The sequence below is a fragment of the Halarcobacter anaerophilus genome (assembly GCF_006459125.1).
Lineage (GTDB): Bacteria > Campylobacterota > Campylobacteria > Campylobacterales > Arcobacteraceae > Halarcobacter > Halarcobacter anaerophilus.
This window is the reverse complement of record NZ_CP041070.1, coordinates 276,982-297,833: the sequence shown is the minus strand read 5'-3', so window position 1 is coordinate 297,833 and position 20,852 is coordinate 276,982. Positions and strand designations below refer to the sequence as shown.

Genomic DNA, 20,852 nt, shown 5'->3' with positions numbered 1-20,852 from the left:
TTAAACTTTTATACAAGGATGGAAAATGAAAAGATCAATTATTGCATTAAGTGCGATAGCTGCGATGTGGAGTTCAAGTTTTGCTTCAACTATTTCACAAGAAGATTTGATGAAACAAATTGAAGCTTTAAAAGCTCAAATCTCAGCATTGGAGAGTAAAGTAGGTGCTACGGAATCTACATCAAAAGCAAATAAAGAATCATTAGAAAAAATGATGAAAGGTGAAACACCTGTTACTGTTAGCGATGAAAGATTCAAAAAGTTAGAGAAAAAAGTTAGTCGAATTGACAGAACTGCAAAAGCTGCTAAAATTCAAAGTGCAGGTGACAATATTAAATGGGATGTCGACTTTAGAACACGAGTTGATAATATCCAATATAAACATTCAGATGGTTCAAAATCTAGAAATAGTAACCTTATGACAAACAGACTTTGGTTAGGTATGGCTTATAAACCTGATGATAATTCAATTTTCCACGGTTTATTATCATATAATAAAGCGTTTGGTGATAGTGCTGATCATAGCCAATCTAATACGAATCCAGGATATGCAGACTTTGACTGGGTTACAAATGAGAATGCTTTAGATAATGAACTTAAAGTTAAAGAAGCTTATTGGTTATATACAGATAAAACTCTATTTGGTGCAGATATTCCTTGGACAGTATCAGTCGGGAGAAGACCTTCAACAGATGGACTGGGTATTAATGTAAGAGACGATCAAAAAAGAAAATCTCCATTATCACACCTTGTAAATGTAGAGTTTGATGGATTCTCATTTAAAATGGATACAGAAAAAGTTACTGGATTTACAGGTTCTTGGTTTAAAATTTGTGGAGGTAGAGGTCTTACAAATGCAACTCCTAGATTTGATATGTTTGGAGACGCATACTCAAAAGACGATACTAAAAATGAAGATGTTGATATGTTAGGATTTATTGCCGTTCCATATGATGACGGTCAATACTCTGTTCATATGCAATATGCTCATGCATGGAACTTAATTGGATTTGACGAAACATCTTACAACCAGTTTATGGGAGCATATCAAAACTATCAAACTACTTATAATAGTTATAAAACTGGTAGTGCCACACTTTCAAGTCTGAACGATGCTGCTTTCAGTCTAAATGCAGCAAGTCCATCATTTAAGGATGTTGGAGATATGGATATGGCAACTGTCTTATTTAAAGTTGACGGTATAGGTGACGGTATTTCTGATTATTTAGATGATACAAAATTCTTTACTTCATTTGCTATGACAAGAACAAACCCAAGTGGTACATCAGGAGGAATGTTAGGTTCAGATGAGTCAAAAACAGGTTACTCTTACTGGTTAGGGGTAGATGCTCCATGTCTTTTAACACCGGATACAGCAAGAATCGGTCTTGAATTTAACCACGGTTCTCAATATTGGAGACCTATGACATACGGTGAAGATACTTTTGCAGGAAGTAAAATTGCTACAAGAGGTGATGCTTGGGAAGTTTATAGAAACCAAAAAATTACTAATTCTTTAAGTTGGCATTTAAGTTACCTATATATGAAATATGATTATACAGGAAGTAACTCATTCTTTGGATATGATGGTAAACCTTTCGATATAGAAGATGTACCAAGTGCTATTGAAAAAGCACAAAGTATTACAGCATACGTAAGATATAGATTCTAATACTAAAATAAAAGAGGTTCTCCTCTTTTATTTAAAAGATATTTTATCCAGTTCTAATATAACTTTTTCGGCAATTTCCAACATTGCAATATTAATTAATTTAAATTTTTCATCTTTGATATTAATTAACAATTTATCATAAACATTTGCATACGGATAGATTGTAAAGTATATATATTGTTTGGAGTTTGCTTCTTTATTTAACTCTTTAAACCAAACAGCTAAAAGAGAGAAATAGAGCATAGAAGGATTAAAGACTTTTCCTTTTTTTAGCTCTTTGTCTAACTCTTTATTTATAAAATTATAAGCTTTTAAAACTGCTTTGATTCTATAATGATTTCTATTTTTCATATAATAATCGTTGGGAAAAGTTATTAGTTTAAGCTGTTTTAAAAACTCATGGGAAGTTTCATTTATATAACTGTTTATCTCTTTATCAATATTAAAATCGATATCATCTTTGTTAATATAAGACTCAATCAGATCTTTGCAAAAAAGTAATAAAGCTTCGGTTTTTATTTGAGATAAGTTTAAAATCATGCTATATTCTAACAAAATTATATTAAAAAATAGCACTTAAGATTACTTTTAAGTGCAAATGCGATAAAATGTACAAATTTTTAAAAAAACTAAAAGGAAAGGAAATTATTGGAACCAATTGGTATATTAAGTGATGGTCAAATATATGACCTTCAAACTGCTGAGGCTTTAAACATCCAAGGTGATGTTATCAAAGCAGACAATTCCCCTGAGTCTCTAGAAATACTTAGACACTCATGTGCTCACATGATGGCACAAGCTATCAAAGAGTTATATCCAGAAGCAAAATTTTTCGTAGGTCCGGTTGTAAAAGAGGGATTTTATTACGATTTTAAAGTAGAATCAAAAATTACTGACGAAGATTTACCGAAAATTGAAAAGAAAATGAAAGAGATAGCTAATAGAAAGCTTCCTATTCAAAGATACGAAACGACCAGAGAAGAGATACTAGAAAAATTTGCGAAAGATGAATTAAAACAGGCTGTTTTACAAAATATTACCGATGATACCTTAACCTTGTACAAGCAAGGTGATTTTGAAGATTTATGTAGAGGTCCACACCTTCCTAATACTAGAATGATCAGAGCATTTAAACTTACAAGAGTAGCAGGAGCTTATCTTGGCGGTGATGAAAAAAATGAGATGATTACAAGAATCTACGGAATAGCATTCTTTGATAAAAAAGAGCTAAACGATTATATTAGAATGCTTGAAGAAGCTAAAAAAAGAGACCATAGAAAACTTGGAGCAGAATTAGAACTTTTTGCTTTTAATGATGATATAGGAGCAGGTCTTCCCTTGTGGCTTCCAAACGGAGCAAGACTTAGAGGAAAGCTTGAAAAACTTTTATATAAAGCTCATAGAGTAAGAGGTTATGAACCCGTACGTGGTCCGGAAATACTAAAATCAGATATGTGGAAAATTTCAGGACACTATCAAAATTATAAAGAGAATATGTATTTTACCACTATTGATGAACAAGAGTACGGTATCAAACCTATGAACTGCGTAGGACATATTCAAATATTTAAAAACAGTATAGTTTCATATAAAGACTTACCGAAAAAACTTTTTGAATACGGTGTAGTTCACAGACATGAAATGAGTGGAGCGATGCATGGACTTTTTAGAGTAAGAGAGTTTACTCAAGATGATGCACATATTTTCTGTACACAAGATCAAATAAAAGAGGTGATTTTTGAAGTTTTAGAATTTGTCGACTCTTTACTTAACTTATTTGATTTTAAATATGAAATCGAAGTATCGACAAAACCTGAAAAAGCAATCGGAGATGATATCTTTTGGGAAAAAACTACCAAAGGAATAATGGATGCATTAGATGAAAAAGGTATTAATTACGGAATTGATGAAGGTGGAGGAGCTTTCTACGGTCCTAAAATCGATATTAAAATCTTAGATGCAATCGGAAGAAAATGGCAATGCGGTACTGTTCAAGTAGATATGAACTTGCCAAGCAGATTTGAAGCCGATTATATAAATGATAAAGGTGAAAAAGAACAAGCTGTTATGATTCACAGAGCAATTTTAGGTTCATTTGAAAGATTTATAGGTATTTTAACTGAACACTGTGCAGGAGAATTTCCTTTTGTAATTGCACCTACGCAAGTTATTTTTGTACCTATTGCCCAACCTCATGTTGAGTATGCAAAAGAGTTACAAAAAGAGCTTTTATATGATGAAATAGATTCTGAAATTTATGATATGAACGAAAGTCTAAATAAAAGAATCAGAATGGCTGAGAAAAAAAGAGTACCTATGATAGTCGTACTTGGAGACGAAGAGGTTGAAAATAAAAGTGTTGCACTAAGAAATAGAAGAAAAAGAGAACAATCAAATATGAGTAAAGACGAGTTCTTTAAAATGTTAAATCAAATAAATTCAGGGAGTAAAATTTGAGTAGAAATTCTAAAAAACAAGAAGCAATAATGAATGAGGAAATCACTGCAAAAGAAGTGAGATGTATGGGTGATGATGGAACCAATTATGGAATTATTCCAACAAGAGATGCCCTATCTACTGCTGACGAGTTAGGATTAGACTTAGTTCTTATTGCTGCTGATGCCAAACCTCCTGTAGCAAAAATCATGGATTACGGTAAATTTAAATATCAGCAAGAAAAAAAGAAAAAAGAGGCTAAGAAAAAACAAAAAGTAATTGTTATAAAAGAAGTCAAATTTTCTGTTAAAATTGCCGAAAATGATATTAACTATAAAGTAAAACATGCCATTGAATTTCTTGAAAAAGGATTCCATGTAAAATGCAGAGTCTTTTTAAAAGGTAGAGAGATGGCTCATCCAGAAGCTGGTACTGAAGTTTTAGAGAGAGTTTGGCCTATGTTAGAAGAGTATGGAGTAAGAGAATCTGAACCTAAGCAAGAGGGAAGATTTGTAAATATGTATATTACTCCAAAATCTGAAAAAACAAAAAACTAACTGATAAAAAAGAGAAGAGCTTCTATTCACTCTTCTCTTTTCCCCCTTTATATTTCAAAAACTACTATTTAACCTTAACTTAAGTTATTTTTAAGTAAAATCTCACACTTTTTCATAAAGATGAAAATGCAAATTTATAAGAAAGGAACTATACGATGCCAAAGATGAAATCAGTTAGTAGTGCTTTAAAAAGATTTAAAGTTAAAAAAAATGGTTCTATCAAAAGAGGATCAGCTTTTAGAAGCCACATTCTAACAAAAAAGACTCAAAAGAGAAAAAGAAATCTTAGAGGTCCACAAACAATAGCAAACTCGGATTTATCTAGAGTTAAAACAATGTTAAACGCGTAATTAAATAAAATTTAATTATATAGTCCCTCCACATAATTAAGTGGACAAGTTCGATTAAAAAATCGACACCTATTAAAAAAAATACGGTAAAGAAAGGAATAATATGCCAAGAGTAAAAACTGGTGTAGTAAGAAGAAAAAGACACAAAAAAGTTTTAAAAGAAGCTAGAGGATTTTTTAGCGGAAGAAGAAAACATTTTAGAAAAGCTAAAGAGCAATTAGAACACTCATTAGTATATGCTTACAGAGACAGAAGACAGAAAAAAAGAGATATTAAAAAGCTTTGGATCATCAGAATCAATGCTGCTTGCAGATTAAACGATATTAACTATTCAAGATTTATGAATGGTTTAAAACTAGCTAACATTGAGTTAGATAGAAAAATCTTAGCTGATATGGCTATGAATGATGCAGAGGCTTTCTCGGCATTAGTAGTAAAGGCAAAAGAAGCATTAGCAGCATAATTTAAATATAAATTTGCAATAAAAAAGGGGTTGAATTTTTTCAACCCCTTTTTTTATCTCTTTTTTTTATTCAAGAGGTTCATTAACCTCAATTTTACAATTGTTTCCTTTACAATCAATATTTGCATCGAAATAGAAGACTTCAGAGATATCTAATCCTGCTTCTTTTATTTTTGTCCAAGCATCCATTGATCTACCGCCTGCCGTACAATTAAATACTATTGTTTTACCTTTTGGAAATTTTGATACCAAATCTTTTGCAGAATATTTCTCTGCTTGAATATTTATAGCACCTTTTAAATGACCGCTTTTATACTCTTGCGGTGATGTTACATCAACAATTTGAATAAAAGAAGGAACTTTATCCTCTTTAATCAAAGAGTATAACCACTCTCCGTCAATACTTCCCTCATCTGTTCCTATTTTAGCTCCGTTTTTACTAAATTGAGCTTTTTTCTCTTGAGTTACGGGTTTTTGAGTAGAAGCACTTTTTGTTGTAGCAAGCCCTGCTTTTTTCCAAGCAGGAACACCTGCTGCAAAAACAGAAACATTACCGTATCCCATAGAAACAAGTTTTTTTGCCACATTATGTGATTTAACACATTTGTATCCACCGCAAAATACAATTATTTTTTCCATATGATAAACAGGAAATCTTCCTTTTAATTCATCAATTTTCGTATCAGGAATCGAGATTGAACCCGGAATTGTTTCTTGCAAATATTTTGGATAAGGTCTTGCATCAATTAAAATGGCACTGTTTTTACTTTGTGCAGATTTTATTACAGCTAAATCAACTTCATTATAATTTCTTTTACTCCATTCAGGCTCACCTGCTTGATAAAGTTTTACGTTTGTAAAACCGTCTTTTTTAAGCATATCGGCAACTTTTGGACTTTTTGTACATTTCCATCCACCGCAAAATACAAGAATCTCTTTGTTTTTAGGTGTATCTTTTAATTGTCCTACATATTTATCATATTCAGTATCCGGAATATTCAAAGAACTTGGAATAGTTCCCACTTTATATTTTTTATTCGGTCTTGCATCAATAAAGATTGCTTTACTTCCGTTTCTAGTTCCTTTGGCAACTTTTGCTTTAGCATAATTATAATCAACAACTTCCAGCTTAAAATTGTCAATCATAGACTGAACTTTGGCACTAGGTTTAGCCAAAGCATCAGAACTATTTGCAAAAGTACCTACAATAAGTAACCCAACAACCACTAAACTTTTTAAAATAGTCTTCATCTTTTCTCCTTTATTTTAATCTAGCTCTCTTTTTTTATTTACAGAGAATAGTGTATCTACTAATTTATAAATAAAAAGAACTACACCTATTGAACCGATAACAATACATATCTCTCCTAAATGAGGAGGAACATAGTTAAAACTGCTTGGTATATCATAAAAGTTATACATCTCATAACCAACACCGAATCTATTTGAAAGCGGGTTTGCATTTCCTCCATAAACAAATAAATATCTACCTATATAACCTCCTATAATAACTGAAATTGAAGCAGGAATTACATAATATTTACTTGGTCTCATTAAAAGTAAAAAAGGCAGAACCAAAGCAAAAAGAATGTATCCACCGAAAAACAACTCTTTAAATTCACCGAAAAGAATAATAAAAGCCCAATCTTTATCAATTATCAAATATCCTACAACTTCGTAAATTGCCAATAAATATATGAAAAAAAGCAGTGCTTTTCTAAGTAAAACCATCAATTTTTTATACTCGTCTTTAGTTCTATGTACAAAAAATGACAAGACTCCCATAATTCCCAATGATGACACGAATGCCGATATAATAAAGTACCACATCAAACCTGGGAACTCTGTCCATAAATGTCTAGCTGTATTCATAGAAAAAAGTTTTGCTTGAATATAATACTCAATTAAGTCAACGCAAATACTTAATAATAAAATAGGAAATGCCAATTTTTTTGCCAAATCTCTTTTTTGAGTCAAAATCAAATATATCTCAAATAAAACAAAGGGAATATATGTACAATATAGAGGTAACATTAACCACATACCTGTATTTACATTAGGATCTAAAAACATCCATATGATATTTAACATATTCAAATCCGTTGCTATTGTAAAGAGTCCTGCAAAAACCATTGCAAGTCCAAATACCATAAATGAAGCTGCAAGTTTTTCTACTATTTTTATATTCAAAAGTTCTGCCAAAGCAACAAGAAAAATCATTCCGCTTCCTGTATATATCATATACATATAATTTGTAATGAAAAGCGTCCAGGGAACTTCTCTGCTGACTTCTCCCACATGACCGAAAATCGCCTCTCTTATAGCCTCTTTTAATCCTTCAGTTGCGGGTTCCAAAGCCAAAGAGTGAGAAGTTGCAACATCAGAGAAATACCGCAATTCAAAAATATCATAAATTCCGTAGATTGCAAAACAGATTAAGATATATGATAAAAGCATAATTTTATTAAAAAATATCTCTTTAAAAGGAACCTTATTTATAGGTAAACCCAATATAACTATTTTTTCCATCCTAAACTCCTTGAGTATTCACGTTTCTGTATACTCTTAGATACTCATCCCAAGTGTATATTTTGGTATCATGAGAGATACTTTGTCTAGCATAATTCTCAGACTCAGGAACGATATAAAACAGTTTCGGTCTAGTTCCTGCTTCCTCTTTTAAGAAGAAGAATCTACTTTTTTTCAAAAGTTTAACCAAATCACTGTTTTCATCATCTAAATCGCCGAATAATCTTACATTTGTAGGGCAAGTTGCTTGACAAGCCGTAGTTCCGTACTCTTCAATTCTATGATCGCAAAAAGTACATTTATCTACGGCAACTTTTGTATCATCTACGAATCTTGCATCATAAGGACAAGCTTCCATGCAACCTTTACATAAAATACATTTATCCGGATCAACTTTAACAATCCCTCCTGCAACTATATGACTTGCATTTGTAGGACACACACTAACACAAGGTGCCGTTTCACAGTGGTTACATTGAGAAGGATATAAGTTAACAAATGATTTTCCAAAAATCGATCCTTCTGTAATACCTACCCAAATTCTTTGTTTATCTGCACCCAACTGTACACCGTTTTCTTCTTTACATGCAGTTTCACATGCTTTACAGTTTATACAGTTTTGATAATCTAAGGCCATTGCGTAATTCATAATTAAACCTTTCTAATAGAAACTATAGTTTCATGCATAATTGCACTACCGAATACAGGTTCTATATCATCTTCTATAATTTCATTATCACTTGCTCCGTTTCTTTGGGCAAATGTCATACCTGTAGATTTAGAACCGAATCCATGGATATAAAAAAGAGTATCTTCTACTATTTTATCAGTAGGAAATGCTTTTATCTGTACAGTTCCGACGCTACTTTTAACTTCAACCAAATCTCCGTGTTCTATTCCATGTTCTTTCGCATTTTTTTTATTTATCCAAACATAATTTTCAGGCATAAGTTCTAATAACATCACATTGTTTTGTGTTGCATTTTGCGTAAATTGAGCATGTCTTCCGCTGATAAATTTAAATTTACCTTTTGGAACTTTTTTATAATCTTCATCATGCCATGCAGGCATTGGCTCAACACCTTTTTTCTCTAAATTATCCAAATAACACTCTATTTTTTTGCTAGGTGTCGGAAATAATCTTTTTATTTCTGCTATATCTCTTGGATTTATACAAGTATCAATATCATCGGAATCATGACTATCTTCCAATTTAACTACTGTGTAAAATTTCTCTTTTTCATCATAATATTGAAAAGAGTTATTATCAATTTTTTTAAAATCTTTTAAAAAGTTTGGATAAAAAACTCCTTTTTCTCTTAATATTTTCCAAGCCTCTTCTCCATACACGGATTCAACCATATGTTTGTTTACTTCTTCTTGAGATTGTTCATAAGCATCTGCAAGATTAAAACCGTTTTCTTGGTAATACTCTTCAATCTCTTCTTCTGACATTCCGTCTAATTCGTCTTGAACATCTTCATCATATTTTTTAGTTATTTCCCATAAAGGTTTTGAAAGTTTTTTTGCCAAACCTCTAACAATTTCTAAAACAGGTTTAGTCTCATACATAGGTTCCACGGCTTTTTTTCTTAAAGCAATAGAGGGTTCTATTCCGGGAAAAGATTTTACAGGATCTTCTCTTTCCAAATAAGTACATTCAGGCAAAATAACGTCAGCCATCATTGCAGTATCGCTTGGAATAGTATCAATTACAACTACCAAATCCATTTTTTCTAACATTTTTTTTGTTTTAGAAGTTGTAGGAACAGATAACATCGGATTTTGTTTATATGCAAAAAAGGCTCTAACAGGATAAGGAGTTTTGTTTTCCAAAATTTTATTTCTCCATCCAATCCATGAACCGCTGGCACCGACAATAGCAGCCACATCTTTTTCTATTCTTGATTCAGCGTTTGCATACATAGGAGCGTTTACTTTATGAGTTCCTAAAGGAAGTTTTTTCCCAAAAACAATTCCTCCTTTTACATCTATTCCTCCGCCTAAAGCAGTAAAAATTGCTTGGGCACGTCTAAGTTGAAAATCATTTTTGCTCCAAGTAGATCTTCTTCCTTGATAATATATAGATTGCGGTGCATTTTCCATAAACTCTTCGGCAACCGCTTTTATCTGTTTTGCAGAAATTCCCGTAATTTTCTCTGCCCACTCAGGAGTATAGTTACTACTTAAAACATGTTCTTTATATTTATCAAAATTTGAAAAATTGTTTTTTACATATGTTCTGTTATATAGTTCATATTTAATTACATGATATGTCATTGCAAGTACAAAAGCCAAATCCGTACCGGGTTTTATAGCAAGATATCTGTCTGCATGAATTGCAGTATTTGTAAATCTAGGATCGACCACTACCAAAGAGGCACCTTTTCCTCTAGTTCTTTTAAAGATATCCATAGTATCTGGAGTAACGATTGCTTCAGCTCTGTTTGCTCCTGCCATAATCACATATCTTGCATTTTGTAAATCTGCTTGCCCGTATTTACCTATAGTTAAAGCATATCCAGATACGGCTGTTTGAAGACAAATTGAGGCATGGTTTACAAAATTTGAAGAACCTATTTTATCAAACATAAAAGATTTGAATGTATGTTCTGCCATACCTTCACCCGCACAATAACCTATACATGATCTGTTATCTTCTTCTTCATCAAGTATTTTAGTTAACTTTTTAGTTATATAGGTATAAGCTTCATCCCATGTTACTCTTTTATATTTTCCGTCACCTCTTTCTCCCACTCTTATAAGCGGGTATTTAATTCTATCAGGATCATATAAAGCTTGAATTCCTGCATTACCTCTGGCACACAACATATTTTGTGATTTAGGGAAATGGGGATTCGGATCAAGTTTGGTAACCACATTATTCTCAACTCTGGCATATGCCGCACACTTATTTACACACATTTCACATAAGGTTGGAACTATTCTTATATCTTCTTTATTTGAAGAAATTTTTGTAGTGCCAAACACTTTTTTATCATTATATGATTTGGTACTTGAAAGTGCTGAAGTTGATGCTGCAACAACAGAAAGTGCTACTGTACCTTGAAGAAATTTTCTTCTTGAAATCTCAACTTCCATCTTCTCTCCTCTTAATTATTACTTAGTATTTTATATTAATAAGATAATTTTAACATTAAAATTGATAAAAAAAACTTATTTATGAATGAATATTCATATATTTTATAAGTTTTTTTGATTTTTATTGTTTATTATAAGTAAAAATTATTACTTTTTAGCTACTTTTGGAGGATATGTAATATTTATGTCAGCAAGAATTCCTTTCTCAAAATCTTTATGACAAGCAACACAATTTGATTTTGTTTCAACTATATCATTTTCAAATATTTCATCGGGAATATCTTTATGAGTTCTTTTCCAATAATCAGTTTTTGTAATAGTATACTCTTTTGAATTTTCTATTTCATCTCTAAATTTAAAAGCAGATTCTTTTGTAGAATTTTCAGCTGAATTAGTAACCATATATGATGTAATATTTTTTACCAAACTTTCATCTAATTCTAAATCTTCATCATAATGTTCATGCTGATCTTTCATTAAAGCAATCCAAGAATCTTTTGGCAATAAAAAAGGAGGATAGAGATTATGGCAATCTGAACACTCAAAATAGAAGTCGTAATTTTGCTCTTTATATGAAATCTCTTTAAACTTACTTTTTGTTACTATATTCTCAGGTACATAATAAGTATAAAAAGATACAAAAAGAACAAGAACAATATATATAGTACCCAAAACTTTTGTTCTAAGAGTAATTTTTATATCTTCACCTTTTGCTCTTTTATATCCGCTTACCATTGCCATCACCATATCAGTTTTATGATAAAACTGCTCAATCAATACTCCTGAGATATGTGCAAATATCATAAGAAGCAGAATATAAACTAAAAAAACATGAATGTTATCAAAAATATAGCTTTTAGAAATATAGTTTTCATTTAAAAATGAAAATATCCCTTTGGCTTCTTGAATACCGTATAAAAAAAATCCGCTTAAGCAGCATAAAATTCCTATCCACGTAACTAAAAAAGCAAACCATGAGGAAGCAGGATTATGTCCCGGGTTTATGTCTCTATATCTATTATGTATTTTTTCCAAAAAATAGTGCTTTAGAGCATCAACTGAAAAACTAAAATCACTCCATCTTGCATATTTAGGACCGATTAAGCCCCATACGATTTTCATTAAAAGCATACCGAAAACTGTAATTCCTATAGCTATATGAAGAGTTAGCAGATTTTCATAAAAAGAGGTAATATAACATCCCAAAAAAGAGAATACCAACATCCAGTGACTCAATCTTCCAAGAAAAGACCAAACATAAGTTTTATTTTTACTGTTTTTCATATTAACCTAACATATGACTGTTCATTCATATTTTTATTTTAAAAAAAACTATTTTTTACTTATAATTTTCTTGATTAAAAGAAAAATTCCTCTAACAACTGCTACTAAGATATATATGATAAATGTGTATAAAATCGGATGGTACGGCATTGAGTGATAAGATAAAGCTTTTATATGCTCAATAGGGTGACTAATCCAAGCCGAATAATGCATAATCAAAGATGACAATACAAAGATTGTAAAAAAAACAATAATCTCTTTTTTTAATTTTTTCAATTCTTTTCCATTATTAGAAGTAAAGGATATTTTCCTTTACTTCTCTATTTTTTATAAAAATTATTCTCTATAAAATCAGCCATCTCTTTAGGAGAATAATCCATACCTTTCTCTTCTATTTTGTTTTGGTTATGTTCCATAATTTCATGCTCTGTACCTGAAGATTGATTTAACCCGCCGCTTTTTAAATCAATTAAACTCATCTCTAATTCATGTGATGTTTTATCATTTAAAGCAGGACCTTTTTTTGCAGGATTACCTTCTGCTGCTAGACCATGACATTTTGAACACATTTTTGCATATATTTCAGAAACAGTGTATGATCTTTTTTCATCACCTTTTTTATAATATTTTGCTTCAGGATTAAAAGCTACAAAAATATATTCAGACATAGATTTTGGCTCATAATCCATACCTTTTTCAATAATTTTTTGCATATTATGCTCCATAATCTCATGCTCTGTACCTGAAGATTGATTTAGTCCGCCGCTTTTTAAATCAATTAAACTCATCTCTAGTTCATGTGCAGTTTGATCGTTTAAAGCAGGACCTTTTTTTGCAGGATTACCTTCCCCGTTTAGTCCATGACATTTAGAACACATTTTTGAATAAATTTCTGCATTTGTATATTTCTTGTCTGCTGCATTAGCCGTTATTGCAAATAGACACGCGATGAAACCTAAAAAAATTGCTTTTTTAATTTGCATTTATTTTTCCTTTTAAATATTTACTTAGAGATAGTAACAACAACTGCGCCTCTGATATCTCCACTTTTATGCCCAAAACCTTTTTTATTTTTATAAACTTCAAAAAATCTTTTTTGGGACTCTTTATTAACTTTATTCTCTAAACCATGACACTTTTTGCAATCCCTGCTATTCATCTGAATAGGAGAATAAACCTTATATTTAGTATCAGATATAACTTGAACTATCTGTTCAGGTTCATAAGCATCTGATTTTTGGATTAGATCAAGAGCTTTAAGAATTTTAACCTCATCTTCTAAAGGTTTTGCCTTAGAGTTTCTATTATTAAGGCTAACCCTTTTTATAGAGATTTGAGGATTATATTTATTATTCATTTTTTCTAAAATTTTTTTAGAGTCCTTAATACAATATTCAGTCATAGCTTTTATACCGCCTTCTCTTTTTGCATTTTTCAACTCTTTTTTAAGTTTTGATTCAAACTCTTTTGTAACTGTTAATGCCTTTTTTTTAACCTCATCTAAAGTCAATTCTTGAGCATTTAAGAAGTTAGCAAAACCAAATAATAAAAATAAAATTCCTAAAAATATTCTCTTCAATTTAATCTCTCTTATGCTCTTCCCGATAACATTCCGTAAACTGTCATAGGTTTAAGTAAATAAACTTTTAATAGCCACCAAATATATCTTTCTTGAGTAGGATCAAGAGGGAAAGAAGGAGTCGGTTTTTTAGTCCAGTTAAACTCTGCAAGCATAACTTTACCTATATCAGTAACTAATGGACATACTGTATAACCTGCATATTTTGCCGTCATCTCTTTATTTTCCATTGCAGCAATTAAGTTTGCAGCCAATACTTTATACTGTTTTCTTGCACTTCCACCTGTTTTCCCCATTGGAATACCAGCAACATCTCCGATACCGAATACATTTGGATATCTTGTGTGTTGTAGAGTCTCTTTATCTAATTCAACCCAACCGCCTTTTGCAGCACTACCTTTTTGCCATGCTAAACTTGAATTTTTAACTGCATCAGGTGCTCTCATTGGAGGAGTTACATGAATAAAGTCATACTCTCTTTCAACTTTTTTGCTCATAGGAATCATTTCATAATCTTCTAAATCTTCATCCCATTCACCTTTTTCAAACCATCTTTTTTCAAAAGTTGCAATTTTTTTATCTGTATTAATTTCAACTAAATTATTTCTATATTCCCAGTTCATATTTCTTGCTTCAAACTGTTTTTTAATAGCTTCATGATATTCAGGAACTCCAAACATTGTAGCACCGTTTGGATAGAACCACATATCTACATTTTCTCTTGCTCCTGCATCTCTAAGTCTTGCATGAGTTAAATACATGATTTTTTTAGGTGCTCCACCGCATTTAATAGGAGTATTTGGGTGAGTAAACAGTGCTTTTAGTTTTTTACCGCTTTTTGCTTCGCTTATTAACTCTTGCATACCTTTCCAAGTATTTACAGCACCATCAGCATAATAAATCGAGTGAACTCCGTTTTTACCCACTTTTTTAGAAACCTCAGGGTTTGCCTCGGCAGAGTGCCCTACCCCTTCTAAACCTTTAATTTGTCCATAATCTAAAACTAATCCTGTAGCAACTACTAAAAAATCATAAGAGATAGTTTGTCCACTCTCTGTTTTTACTTGATTTGCCTCAGGATTAAATTCAGCTACCTTGTCTTTTATCATTTTTACGCCGCTTGGTATAAAATCTTTTGTATTATAAACAATATCTGATTTTTCCCAAATTCCACCGCCTATTAGTGTTTGTCCCGGTTGATATGATACTGAAATCGGATTTGGTTCTATTACCGTAATATCAGGATTTGATAAATCATGAGATAATTTTGCAGCAGTTGCAATACCTCCAAGACCTCCACCTACAATAACTATTTTCCCTTTAGCTTCGCTTGCTTTTGCTACAGTTGCAGCTTCTGCTTCAGTACCGTTTCCCATTAAAAAAGATGCTGAACCTAGTCCAGCTAATTTAAGAGCATCCCTTCTTGAAATTCCTTTCTTTTTAAGTTCTGAATCTAAAATATTTAAAGCTTTTTTAAGCTCCTCATTATTTGTCATATAAAGTCCTTTGAAAATTGTTTTATATAGATTACCGAAAAATAGATAATACAAAACTTAGAGTATACTGAATTAATTAATTTTAAATATTAGTTTATCTTATATATAAGTTTGCTTTATTATAGATTATTTTATCATTTAGATTCAAAAATTCATCTTCATCATAGAATTTGATTATTTTAGTATTACAATTCTTTAAAAGATAACCCACTTTATGAATATTTTCAGATAACATTTTTTCGATAAATAACAGAGATGATTTATCAAAAACAGCACACAAATTATGAACTTTTTCAGTTTGGGGAACCACTATTTCATAATTTAAAGAGTTATCTATTAACTTTTTTATAGTTTCAATCTTTATAAAAGGAGTATCAACTGAAATTATAAATATTTTTTTTTCATCTTTTAAACTCTCAAAAATAGATTTTAGAGCAACTATGGGTGAATAGATATTGCTTTTATCTAATATTAAATTTACATCAAAATCAAATTTGTTAGTTTTTGAAGAGATATAAACTTTTTTAAAAAAAGGTTTGAATTTTTCGTATTGGTATTGTGATAAAGTATCAAAATTTGAGAAAGGAAGAAGAGCCTTGTCTTCTCCCATTCGTGAACTTTTTCCTCCGCATAGAATTACACAAGGTATTTCAAAGGGAAGAGTGTTCATTTTTTATAAGCTTCTTGGGTCTGTTATATAACCTGAAATTGCAGATGCAGCGGCAACTGCCGAATTAGCCAAATATATTTTAGAAGTTCTAGAACCCATTCTACCTACAAAGTTTCTATTTGTAGTTGAGATACATACTTCATTGTCTCCTAAAATCCCCATATAACCGCCTAAACATGCTCCGCAAGTAGGATTTGATACAACAGCTCCCGCATCTACCAAAGTATCGATATATCCAAGTTTAGTTGCTTCTCTTAAGATTTTTTGAGTTCCCGGAGTTAAAATAAGTCTTACATGTCTTGCAACTTTTTTACCGTCTAAAATTTCCGCTGCAATTTTGAAATCACTTAATCTACCGTTTGTACAGCTTCCTATAAATACTTGATCAACTTTTATATTATCTGCCACAGCTTGTGAAACAGAGTGCCCGTTTGAAGGTAAAAACGGATAAGCAATCACAGGCTCAAGTTTTTCAACATCTATCTCTATTACTTGACAGTAGTTTGCATCTTCATCGCTATAATGGATTTTAGGTTCTGCTCTTAATCCACCGTTTGCCTGTGATACTTTATCTAAAAACTCTTTTGTTGTTTCATCATATGCAACAATACCGTTTTTAGCTCCTGCTTCAATAGCCATATTACATAAAGAGAATCTATCATCCATTGATAAATATTTAATTGTATCTCCGGTAAATTCCAAAGTTTTATATAAAGCTCCGTCAACACCCAAAATTCTGATAATTTCCAAAATCAAATCTTTTCCCGTAACAAAAGGTGCAGGTTTTCCTTTAAATACTACTTTTATTGATTCGGGAACTTTAAACCAGTTTCCTCCTGTTATCATTCCAAATGAGATATCAGTACTTCCCATTCCCGTTGAAAAAGCTCCTAAAGCTCCGTGAGTACAGGTATGTGAATCTGCTCCTATTATTACGTCACCAGGTAAGACTAAACCTTTTTCAGGTAATAAAGCGTGTTCGATTCCCATATCTTTTTCATCAAAAAAGTTTTTAAGATTATGTTTTATTGCAAAATCTCTACTGATTTTTGCTTGATTTGCACTTGCTATATCTTTAGCAGGAATGAAGTGATCTAGTACAATTGCAAAACCGTCAGGATTTGCCAATTTTTCAAAACCACCATCTTCAAATGCTTTTATTGAAATAGGAGTCGTAATATCATTTCCGATAACCATATCAATTGGACTTCTTACGATTTCTCCCGCGTAAACTTCATGTCCAACATGTTCACTAAATATTTTTTCTGTAATTGTTTGACCCATTAATTACTCTCTTTAAATTTTAATTTTTTGCCCGATTATAGCTAAATTTTTTTTAACTACCAAATTTTGTTAATTTTCACAAACCTTATTATTACTCTTTTTGCCCTGTTTAAACTGTTTGTAGATTATTATTACTACAGCCAAATCAATGATTACGTCAGCCAAATTGAATATTGCAAATTCAAATAAATAGTGCCAATAGAAATAATCAACAACTCCTCCGTAAGTAAATCTATCTAAAATATTAGACAAACCTCCTGCATATAAAAGTGCTATAGCAAAATAATACTCTTTGAAAACATCTTGATTTTTATAAAGATACAGAGTTCCTAATATTACTAATCCTAGTTGAATATATTTTAAATAGTGAGCTAAAAAAGAGAACATTGAGAAGGCTACACCGTAATTATATGCTAATTGAAGAGACATTACAGACCCTTGCACATCCCAATTGAAATGTGCAAATCCGTATTTAACTGCCTGATCAATTATAAAAACGGTTAAAAATATATAAATACTTGATTTTAATCTGCTTTTCATAGGGCTTTTTTAATAAAACTTTCAAGCTCTTTCATAGATTTTTCTACCTCTTTTTTATTTTTTCCTTCAAGAAGCAGTCTTATTTTATTCTCTGTACCTGAGTATCTTATCAGATCTCTTAAACCTTTTTTTCTAAAACCGCTTAAAAGTTCTTCTAATCCTTCTATTTTATCAAGAGGCTTTTTCTCACTTACTTTTACATTAACCAAAATTTGAGGATACAATTCAAAGGGATTTAAAATTTCACTTGCTTTTTTCTTACTTCTTAACATTAAAGCCAATACTTGAAGAGCCGAAGCTAAACCGTCACCTGTTTTTGCAACATCGGAGAAAATTATATGACCGCTTTGTTCTCCGCCGAAATTTACGCCGTTGCTTTTCATCTGTTCTAAAACGTGTTTATCTCCTACATTTGATCTAATAAGTTTTAAATCATGTGAAGCTAAAAAATCTTCTAATGCTTTATTTGACATCACGGTTGCAACACAAGCATCTCCTTTTAAAAGTTTTTCATCTCTTAAGAAGAGTGCTAAAGAACCAAGAAGTTTGTCTCCGTCGATAACCTCTCCGTTTTCATCTACTACTACAACTCTATCTGCATCCCCGTCAAGTGCTATACCTATATCTGCTCTATATTCTCTTACTAATTTTCCCACTTGCTCAGGATGTAAAGCTCCGCAGCTTTCATTAATATTGTAACCGTTAGGTTCATTGTTAATAGTAATAACATCTGCTCCTAATTCATCTAAAATAGTAGGAGCTACTTTATATGCTGCCCCGTTTGCACAATCAAGAACGATTCTTATTCCGTTTAATGTCAAATCTTGCGGAAAAGTGCTTTTTATAGCTACAATATATCTTCCTATAACATCATCAATTCTTTTTGATGATCCTATACTTCTGCCTGTAGCCTCTTCTTCTTGCAGCAAATCATCATTATGAAATATTTTTTCAATCTCAGCTTCGCATGAAGTACCTAATTTGTCTCCGTGATTATCAAAAAATTTAATTCCGTTATCTTCATAAGGATTATGTGAAGCACTAATCATAATTCCCGCATCACATCTCATAGATTCGGTTAAGTACGCAATAGCAGGCGTAGGCATCGGTCCTATTTGAATTACATTATACCCTACCGAGGTTAAACCGCTGACAAGAGCATTTTCTATCATATAACCGCTACGTCTTGTATCTTTACCCACTAATATTTTTTTTGTTGTTGAAAATTTTCTAAAATATATTCCAGCAGCTTTCGCCAATTTTAAAACTGTAATTGCATCTAAAAATTCGCCAGCCTTACCACGAACTCCATCTGTTCCAAATAGTTTCATATAATTTCCTATGTTTTTATTAAACTTACCTTATTTTAAACTAACTTTAAAGTTATTTGGATATTATTCTACCCTTAAAAATTTTACAAAGAGGTTAAATTAATATGGCAAATCATAAATCTGCTGAGAAAAGAGCAAGACAAACTAAAGTAAAAACTGAAAGAAACAGATTTTACAAAACTAGAATTAAAAACGTTACAAAAGATGTTTTAGCTGCTATTGAAGCTGCTGATAAAACTAAAGCGGCTGAAGCTATGAAAGCTGCTAACAAATATATCCATCACTGCGTTAGTAAAGGAATCTTGAAAAAAGGTAATGCAGCAAGAAAAGTTAGTAGATTACAAACAAAAGTTAATGCTATATAAATAATATTATATTATATATTTAGTCTATAACATTTAATAAATACAAACAATTATGCTACAAGATAAATTACAACCTTTTATAGACAGATATGAAGAGATTAATAATTTATTAATCTCTCCAGATATCACATCTGATATAAAAAAGATGACTGAACTTTCCAAAGAACAATCAAATATTGAACCAATTGTTACAAAAGCAAAAGAGTATATCAAAGTAATAGAAGATATCGAAGAAAACAAAGTAATGCTTGAAGATGAAGAGCTAGGGGAACTTGCTAAAGAAGAGTTAAAAGAGCTTGAAGCAAAAAAACCCGAACTTGAAGAAGAGATAAAATTTCTAATGATTCCTAAAGATCCGAATGATGCAAAAAATATCTATTTGGAATTAAGAGCAGGAACAGGCGGAGATGAAGCTGCAATCTTTGTAGGCGATCTTTTCAGAGGTTATTTAAGATATGCCGAAAACAATGGTTGGAAAGTAGAAATCATGAACCAAAGTGAGAGTGAAGCCGGTGGATATAAGGAAATAGTAGCTCTTTTCAAAGGTGACCATGTATACTCAAAATTAAAATTTGAAGGTGGTACCCATAGAGTGCAAAGGGTTCCTGCAACGGAATCACAAGGAAGAGTACACACTTCGGCAATTACGGTTGCGGTAATGCCTGAAGTTGATGATGTTGAAGTAGATATAAATCCAAACGACCTTAAAATTGATGTAATGAGATCAAGCGGGTGCGGTGGACAATCTGTAAATACAACCGACTCAGCTGTAAGAATTACCCATATTCCGACAGGAATTGTCGTAACAAACCAAGATCAGAAATCTCAGCACAAAAATAAAGAGAAAGCTATGAAAGTGCTTAAAGCCAGACTTTATGATATGCAAATGCAAGAAAAAATGCAAGCAGAAGGTGCAAGTAGAAAAGAACAAGTAGGAACCGGTGACAGAAGCGGAAGAATTAGAACTTATAATTATCCGCAAAACAGAGTTTCGGACCATAGAATAAATTTAACTTTATATAGACTTGACTATATTATGAATGATGGACTTTTTGATGAGATTATTGATCCTTTAATCGCAGACCATCAAGCAAGACTTATAGAAGCAAACGGATTGTAAAATCCGTTTATTTCAACTAAAATAATCTTTATAAACAACCTTTTTTTATAACTTTCTTAAATAAAATTTAATTA

21 protein-coding genes are annotated in these 20,852 nt (G+C 31.4%); 7 read left to right on the top strand and 14 right to left on the bottom strand.

The annotated features are described in order from the left end of the window. Positions 1 to 25 precede the first annotated feature (25 nt). Complete coding sequence (locus AANAER_RS01510) at positions 26 to 1,672, top strand: DUF3373 family protein (RefSeq protein WP_129081473.1); 1,647 nt, start codon at positions 26 to 28, stop codon at positions 1,670 to 1,672. 27 nt (positions 1,673 to 1,699) lie between these two features. Here AANAER_RS01510 and AANAER_RS01505 read toward each other — a convergent pair whose 3' ends face one another. Continuing rightward, entirely contained in the window at positions 1,700 to 2,212 is a 513-nt protein-coding gene (locus AANAER_RS01505) for a hypothetical protein (protein WP_129081472.1), read from the bottom strand. 108 nt (positions 2,213 to 2,320) lie between these two features. Here AANAER_RS01505 and thrS point away from each other — a divergent pair, with 108 nt between their 5' ends. From thrS to rplT, 4 genes are all read left to right on the top strand, one after another. After that, entirely contained in the window at positions 2,321 to 4,129 is a 1,809-nt protein-coding gene (thrS, locus tag AANAER_RS01500; RefSeq protein WP_129081471.1) for a threonine--tRNA ligase, read from the top strand. Next, on the top strand, positions 4,126 to 4,665 hold the full coding sequence (gene infC / locus AANAER_RS01495; RefSeq protein ID WP_129081470.1) for a translation initiation factor IF-3: 540 nt from the start codon (positions 4,126 to 4,128) through the stop codon (positions 4,663 to 4,665). Before thrS ends, infC begins: the two co-directional genes overlap by 4 nt. 155 nt (positions 4,666 to 4,820) lie before the next feature. Further along, on the top strand, positions 4,821 to 5,015 hold the full coding sequence (gene rpmI / locus AANAER_RS01490; protein ID WP_044416554.1) for a 50S ribosomal protein L35: 195 nt from the start codon (positions 4,821 to 4,823) through the stop codon (positions 5,013 to 5,015). A gap of 103 nt (positions 5,016 to 5,118) precedes the next feature. Then, entirely contained in the window at positions 5,119 to 5,478 is a 360-nt protein-coding gene (gene rplT, locus AANAER_RS01485; protein ID WP_044416556.1) for a 50S ribosomal protein L20, read from the top strand. A 66-nt stretch (positions 5,479 to 5,544) separates the two neighbouring features. Here the strand turns inward: rplT and AANAER_RS01480 are convergent, their stop codons facing one another. The 13 genes from AANAER_RS01480 to glmM all read right to left on the bottom strand — a co-directional run bounded on the left by AANAER_RS01480 (position 5,545) and on the right by glmM (position 19,293). Next, positions 5,545 to 6,729, bottom strand: coding sequence for a rhodanese-like domain-containing protein (locus AANAER_RS01480; protein WP_129081469.1), 1,185 nt, complete (start codon positions 6,727 to 6,729; stop codon positions 5,545 to 5,547). Positions 6,730 to 6,744: 15 nt separating this feature from the next. After that, positions 6,745 to 8,007: a polysulfide reductase gene (locus tag AANAER_RS01475; RefSeq protein WP_129081468.1), complete on the bottom strand. Its 1,263-nt coding sequence runs from the start codon at positions 8,005 to 8,007 to the stop codon at positions 6,745 to 6,747. Between the two features lies 1 nt (position 8,008). Then, positions 8,009 to 8,656: a 4Fe-4S dicluster domain-containing protein gene (locus AANAER_RS01470; RefSeq protein WP_044416562.1), complete on the bottom strand. Its 648-nt coding sequence runs from the start codon at positions 8,654 to 8,656 to the stop codon at positions 8,009 to 8,011. Between the two features lie 2 nt (positions 8,657 to 8,658). Further along, positions 8,659 to 11,109 carry a molybdopterin-containing oxidoreductase family protein gene (locus AANAER_RS01465; protein WP_129081467.1) on the bottom strand — a complete coding sequence of 817 codons (2,451 nt, stop codon included), beginning with the start codon at positions 11,107 to 11,109 and terminating at the stop codon, positions 8,659 to 8,661. Between the two features lie 147 nt (positions 11,110 to 11,256). Then, the gene (locus AANAER_RS01460; protein WP_129081466.1) at positions 11,257 to 12,393 is read right to left on the bottom strand and encodes a cytochrome b/b6 domain-containing protein; all 1,137 of its coding nucleotides are present in this window, start codon (positions 12,391 to 12,393) and stop codon (positions 11,257 to 11,259) included. Between the two features lie 48 nt (positions 12,394 to 12,441). Further along, the gene (locus AANAER_RS01455; RefSeq protein ID WP_129081465.1) at positions 12,442 to 12,669 is read right to left on the bottom strand and encodes a hypothetical protein; all 228 of its coding nucleotides are present in this window, start codon (positions 12,667 to 12,669) and stop codon (positions 12,442 to 12,444) included. Positions 12,670 to 12,713: 44 nt separating this feature from the next. Next, positions 12,714 to 13,376 (bottom strand): cytochrome c4, encoded by a 663-nt coding sequence (locus tag AANAER_RS01450; RefSeq protein ID WP_129081464.1) that lies wholly within the window; start codon positions 13,374 to 13,376, stop codon positions 12,714 to 12,716. Positions 13,377 to 13,396: 20 nt separating this feature from the next. After that, positions 13,397 to 13,972 (bottom strand): Tll0287-like domain-containing protein, encoded by a 576-nt coding sequence (locus AANAER_RS01445; protein WP_164969326.1) that lies wholly within the window; start codon positions 13,970 to 13,972, stop codon positions 13,397 to 13,399. Between the two features lie 11 nt (positions 13,973 to 13,983). Next, the gene (locus AANAER_RS01440) at positions 13,984 to 15,468 is read right to left on the bottom strand and encodes an NAD(P)/FAD-dependent oxidoreductase (RefSeq protein ID WP_129081462.1); all 1,485 of its coding nucleotides are present in this window, start codon (positions 15,466 to 15,468) and stop codon (positions 13,984 to 13,986) included. 94 nt (positions 15,469 to 15,562) lie between these two features. Beyond that, positions 15,563 to 16,138, bottom strand: a complete 576-nt coding sequence (mobA, locus tag AANAER_RS01435) for a molybdenum cofactor guanylyltransferase MobA (RefSeq protein ID WP_129081461.1) — start codon at positions 16,136 to 16,138, stop codon at positions 15,563 to 15,565. Between the two features lie 3 nt (positions 16,139 to 16,141). Next, positions 16,142 to 17,422: a 3-isopropylmalate dehydratase large subunit gene (gene leuC / locus AANAER_RS01430; protein WP_129081460.1), complete on the bottom strand. Its 1,281-nt coding sequence runs from the start codon at positions 17,420 to 17,422 to the stop codon at positions 16,142 to 16,144. Positions 17,423 to 17,491: 69 nt separating this feature from the next. Further along, positions 17,492 to 17,962 (bottom strand): signal peptidase II, encoded by a 471-nt coding sequence (gene lspA / locus AANAER_RS01425; protein ID WP_129081459.1) that lies wholly within the window; start codon positions 17,960 to 17,962, stop codon positions 17,492 to 17,494. Next, positions 17,959 to 19,293 carry a phosphoglucosamine mutase gene (gene glmM / locus AANAER_RS01420; protein ID WP_129081458.1) on the bottom strand — a complete coding sequence of 445 codons (1,335 nt, stop codon included), beginning with the start codon at positions 19,291 to 19,293 and terminating at the stop codon, positions 17,959 to 17,961. The genes lspA and glmM overlap by 4 nt, the downstream gene beginning before the upstream one ends. A 104-nt stretch (positions 19,294 to 19,397) precedes the next feature. Between glmM and rpsT the strand changes: the two genes are divergently transcribed. Then, positions 19,398 to 19,658, top strand: a complete 261-nt coding sequence (gene rpsT, locus AANAER_RS01415; protein ID WP_044416576.1) for a 30S ribosomal protein S20 — start codon at positions 19,398 to 19,400, stop codon at positions 19,656 to 19,658. Between the two features lie 52 nt (positions 19,659 to 19,710). Then, positions 19,711 to 20,778: a peptide chain release factor 1 gene (prfA, locus tag AANAER_RS01410; RefSeq protein WP_129081457.1), complete on the top strand. Its 1,068-nt coding sequence runs from the start codon at positions 19,711 to 19,713 to the stop codon at positions 20,776 to 20,778. Positions 20,779 to 20,852: the final 74 nt, after the last annotated feature.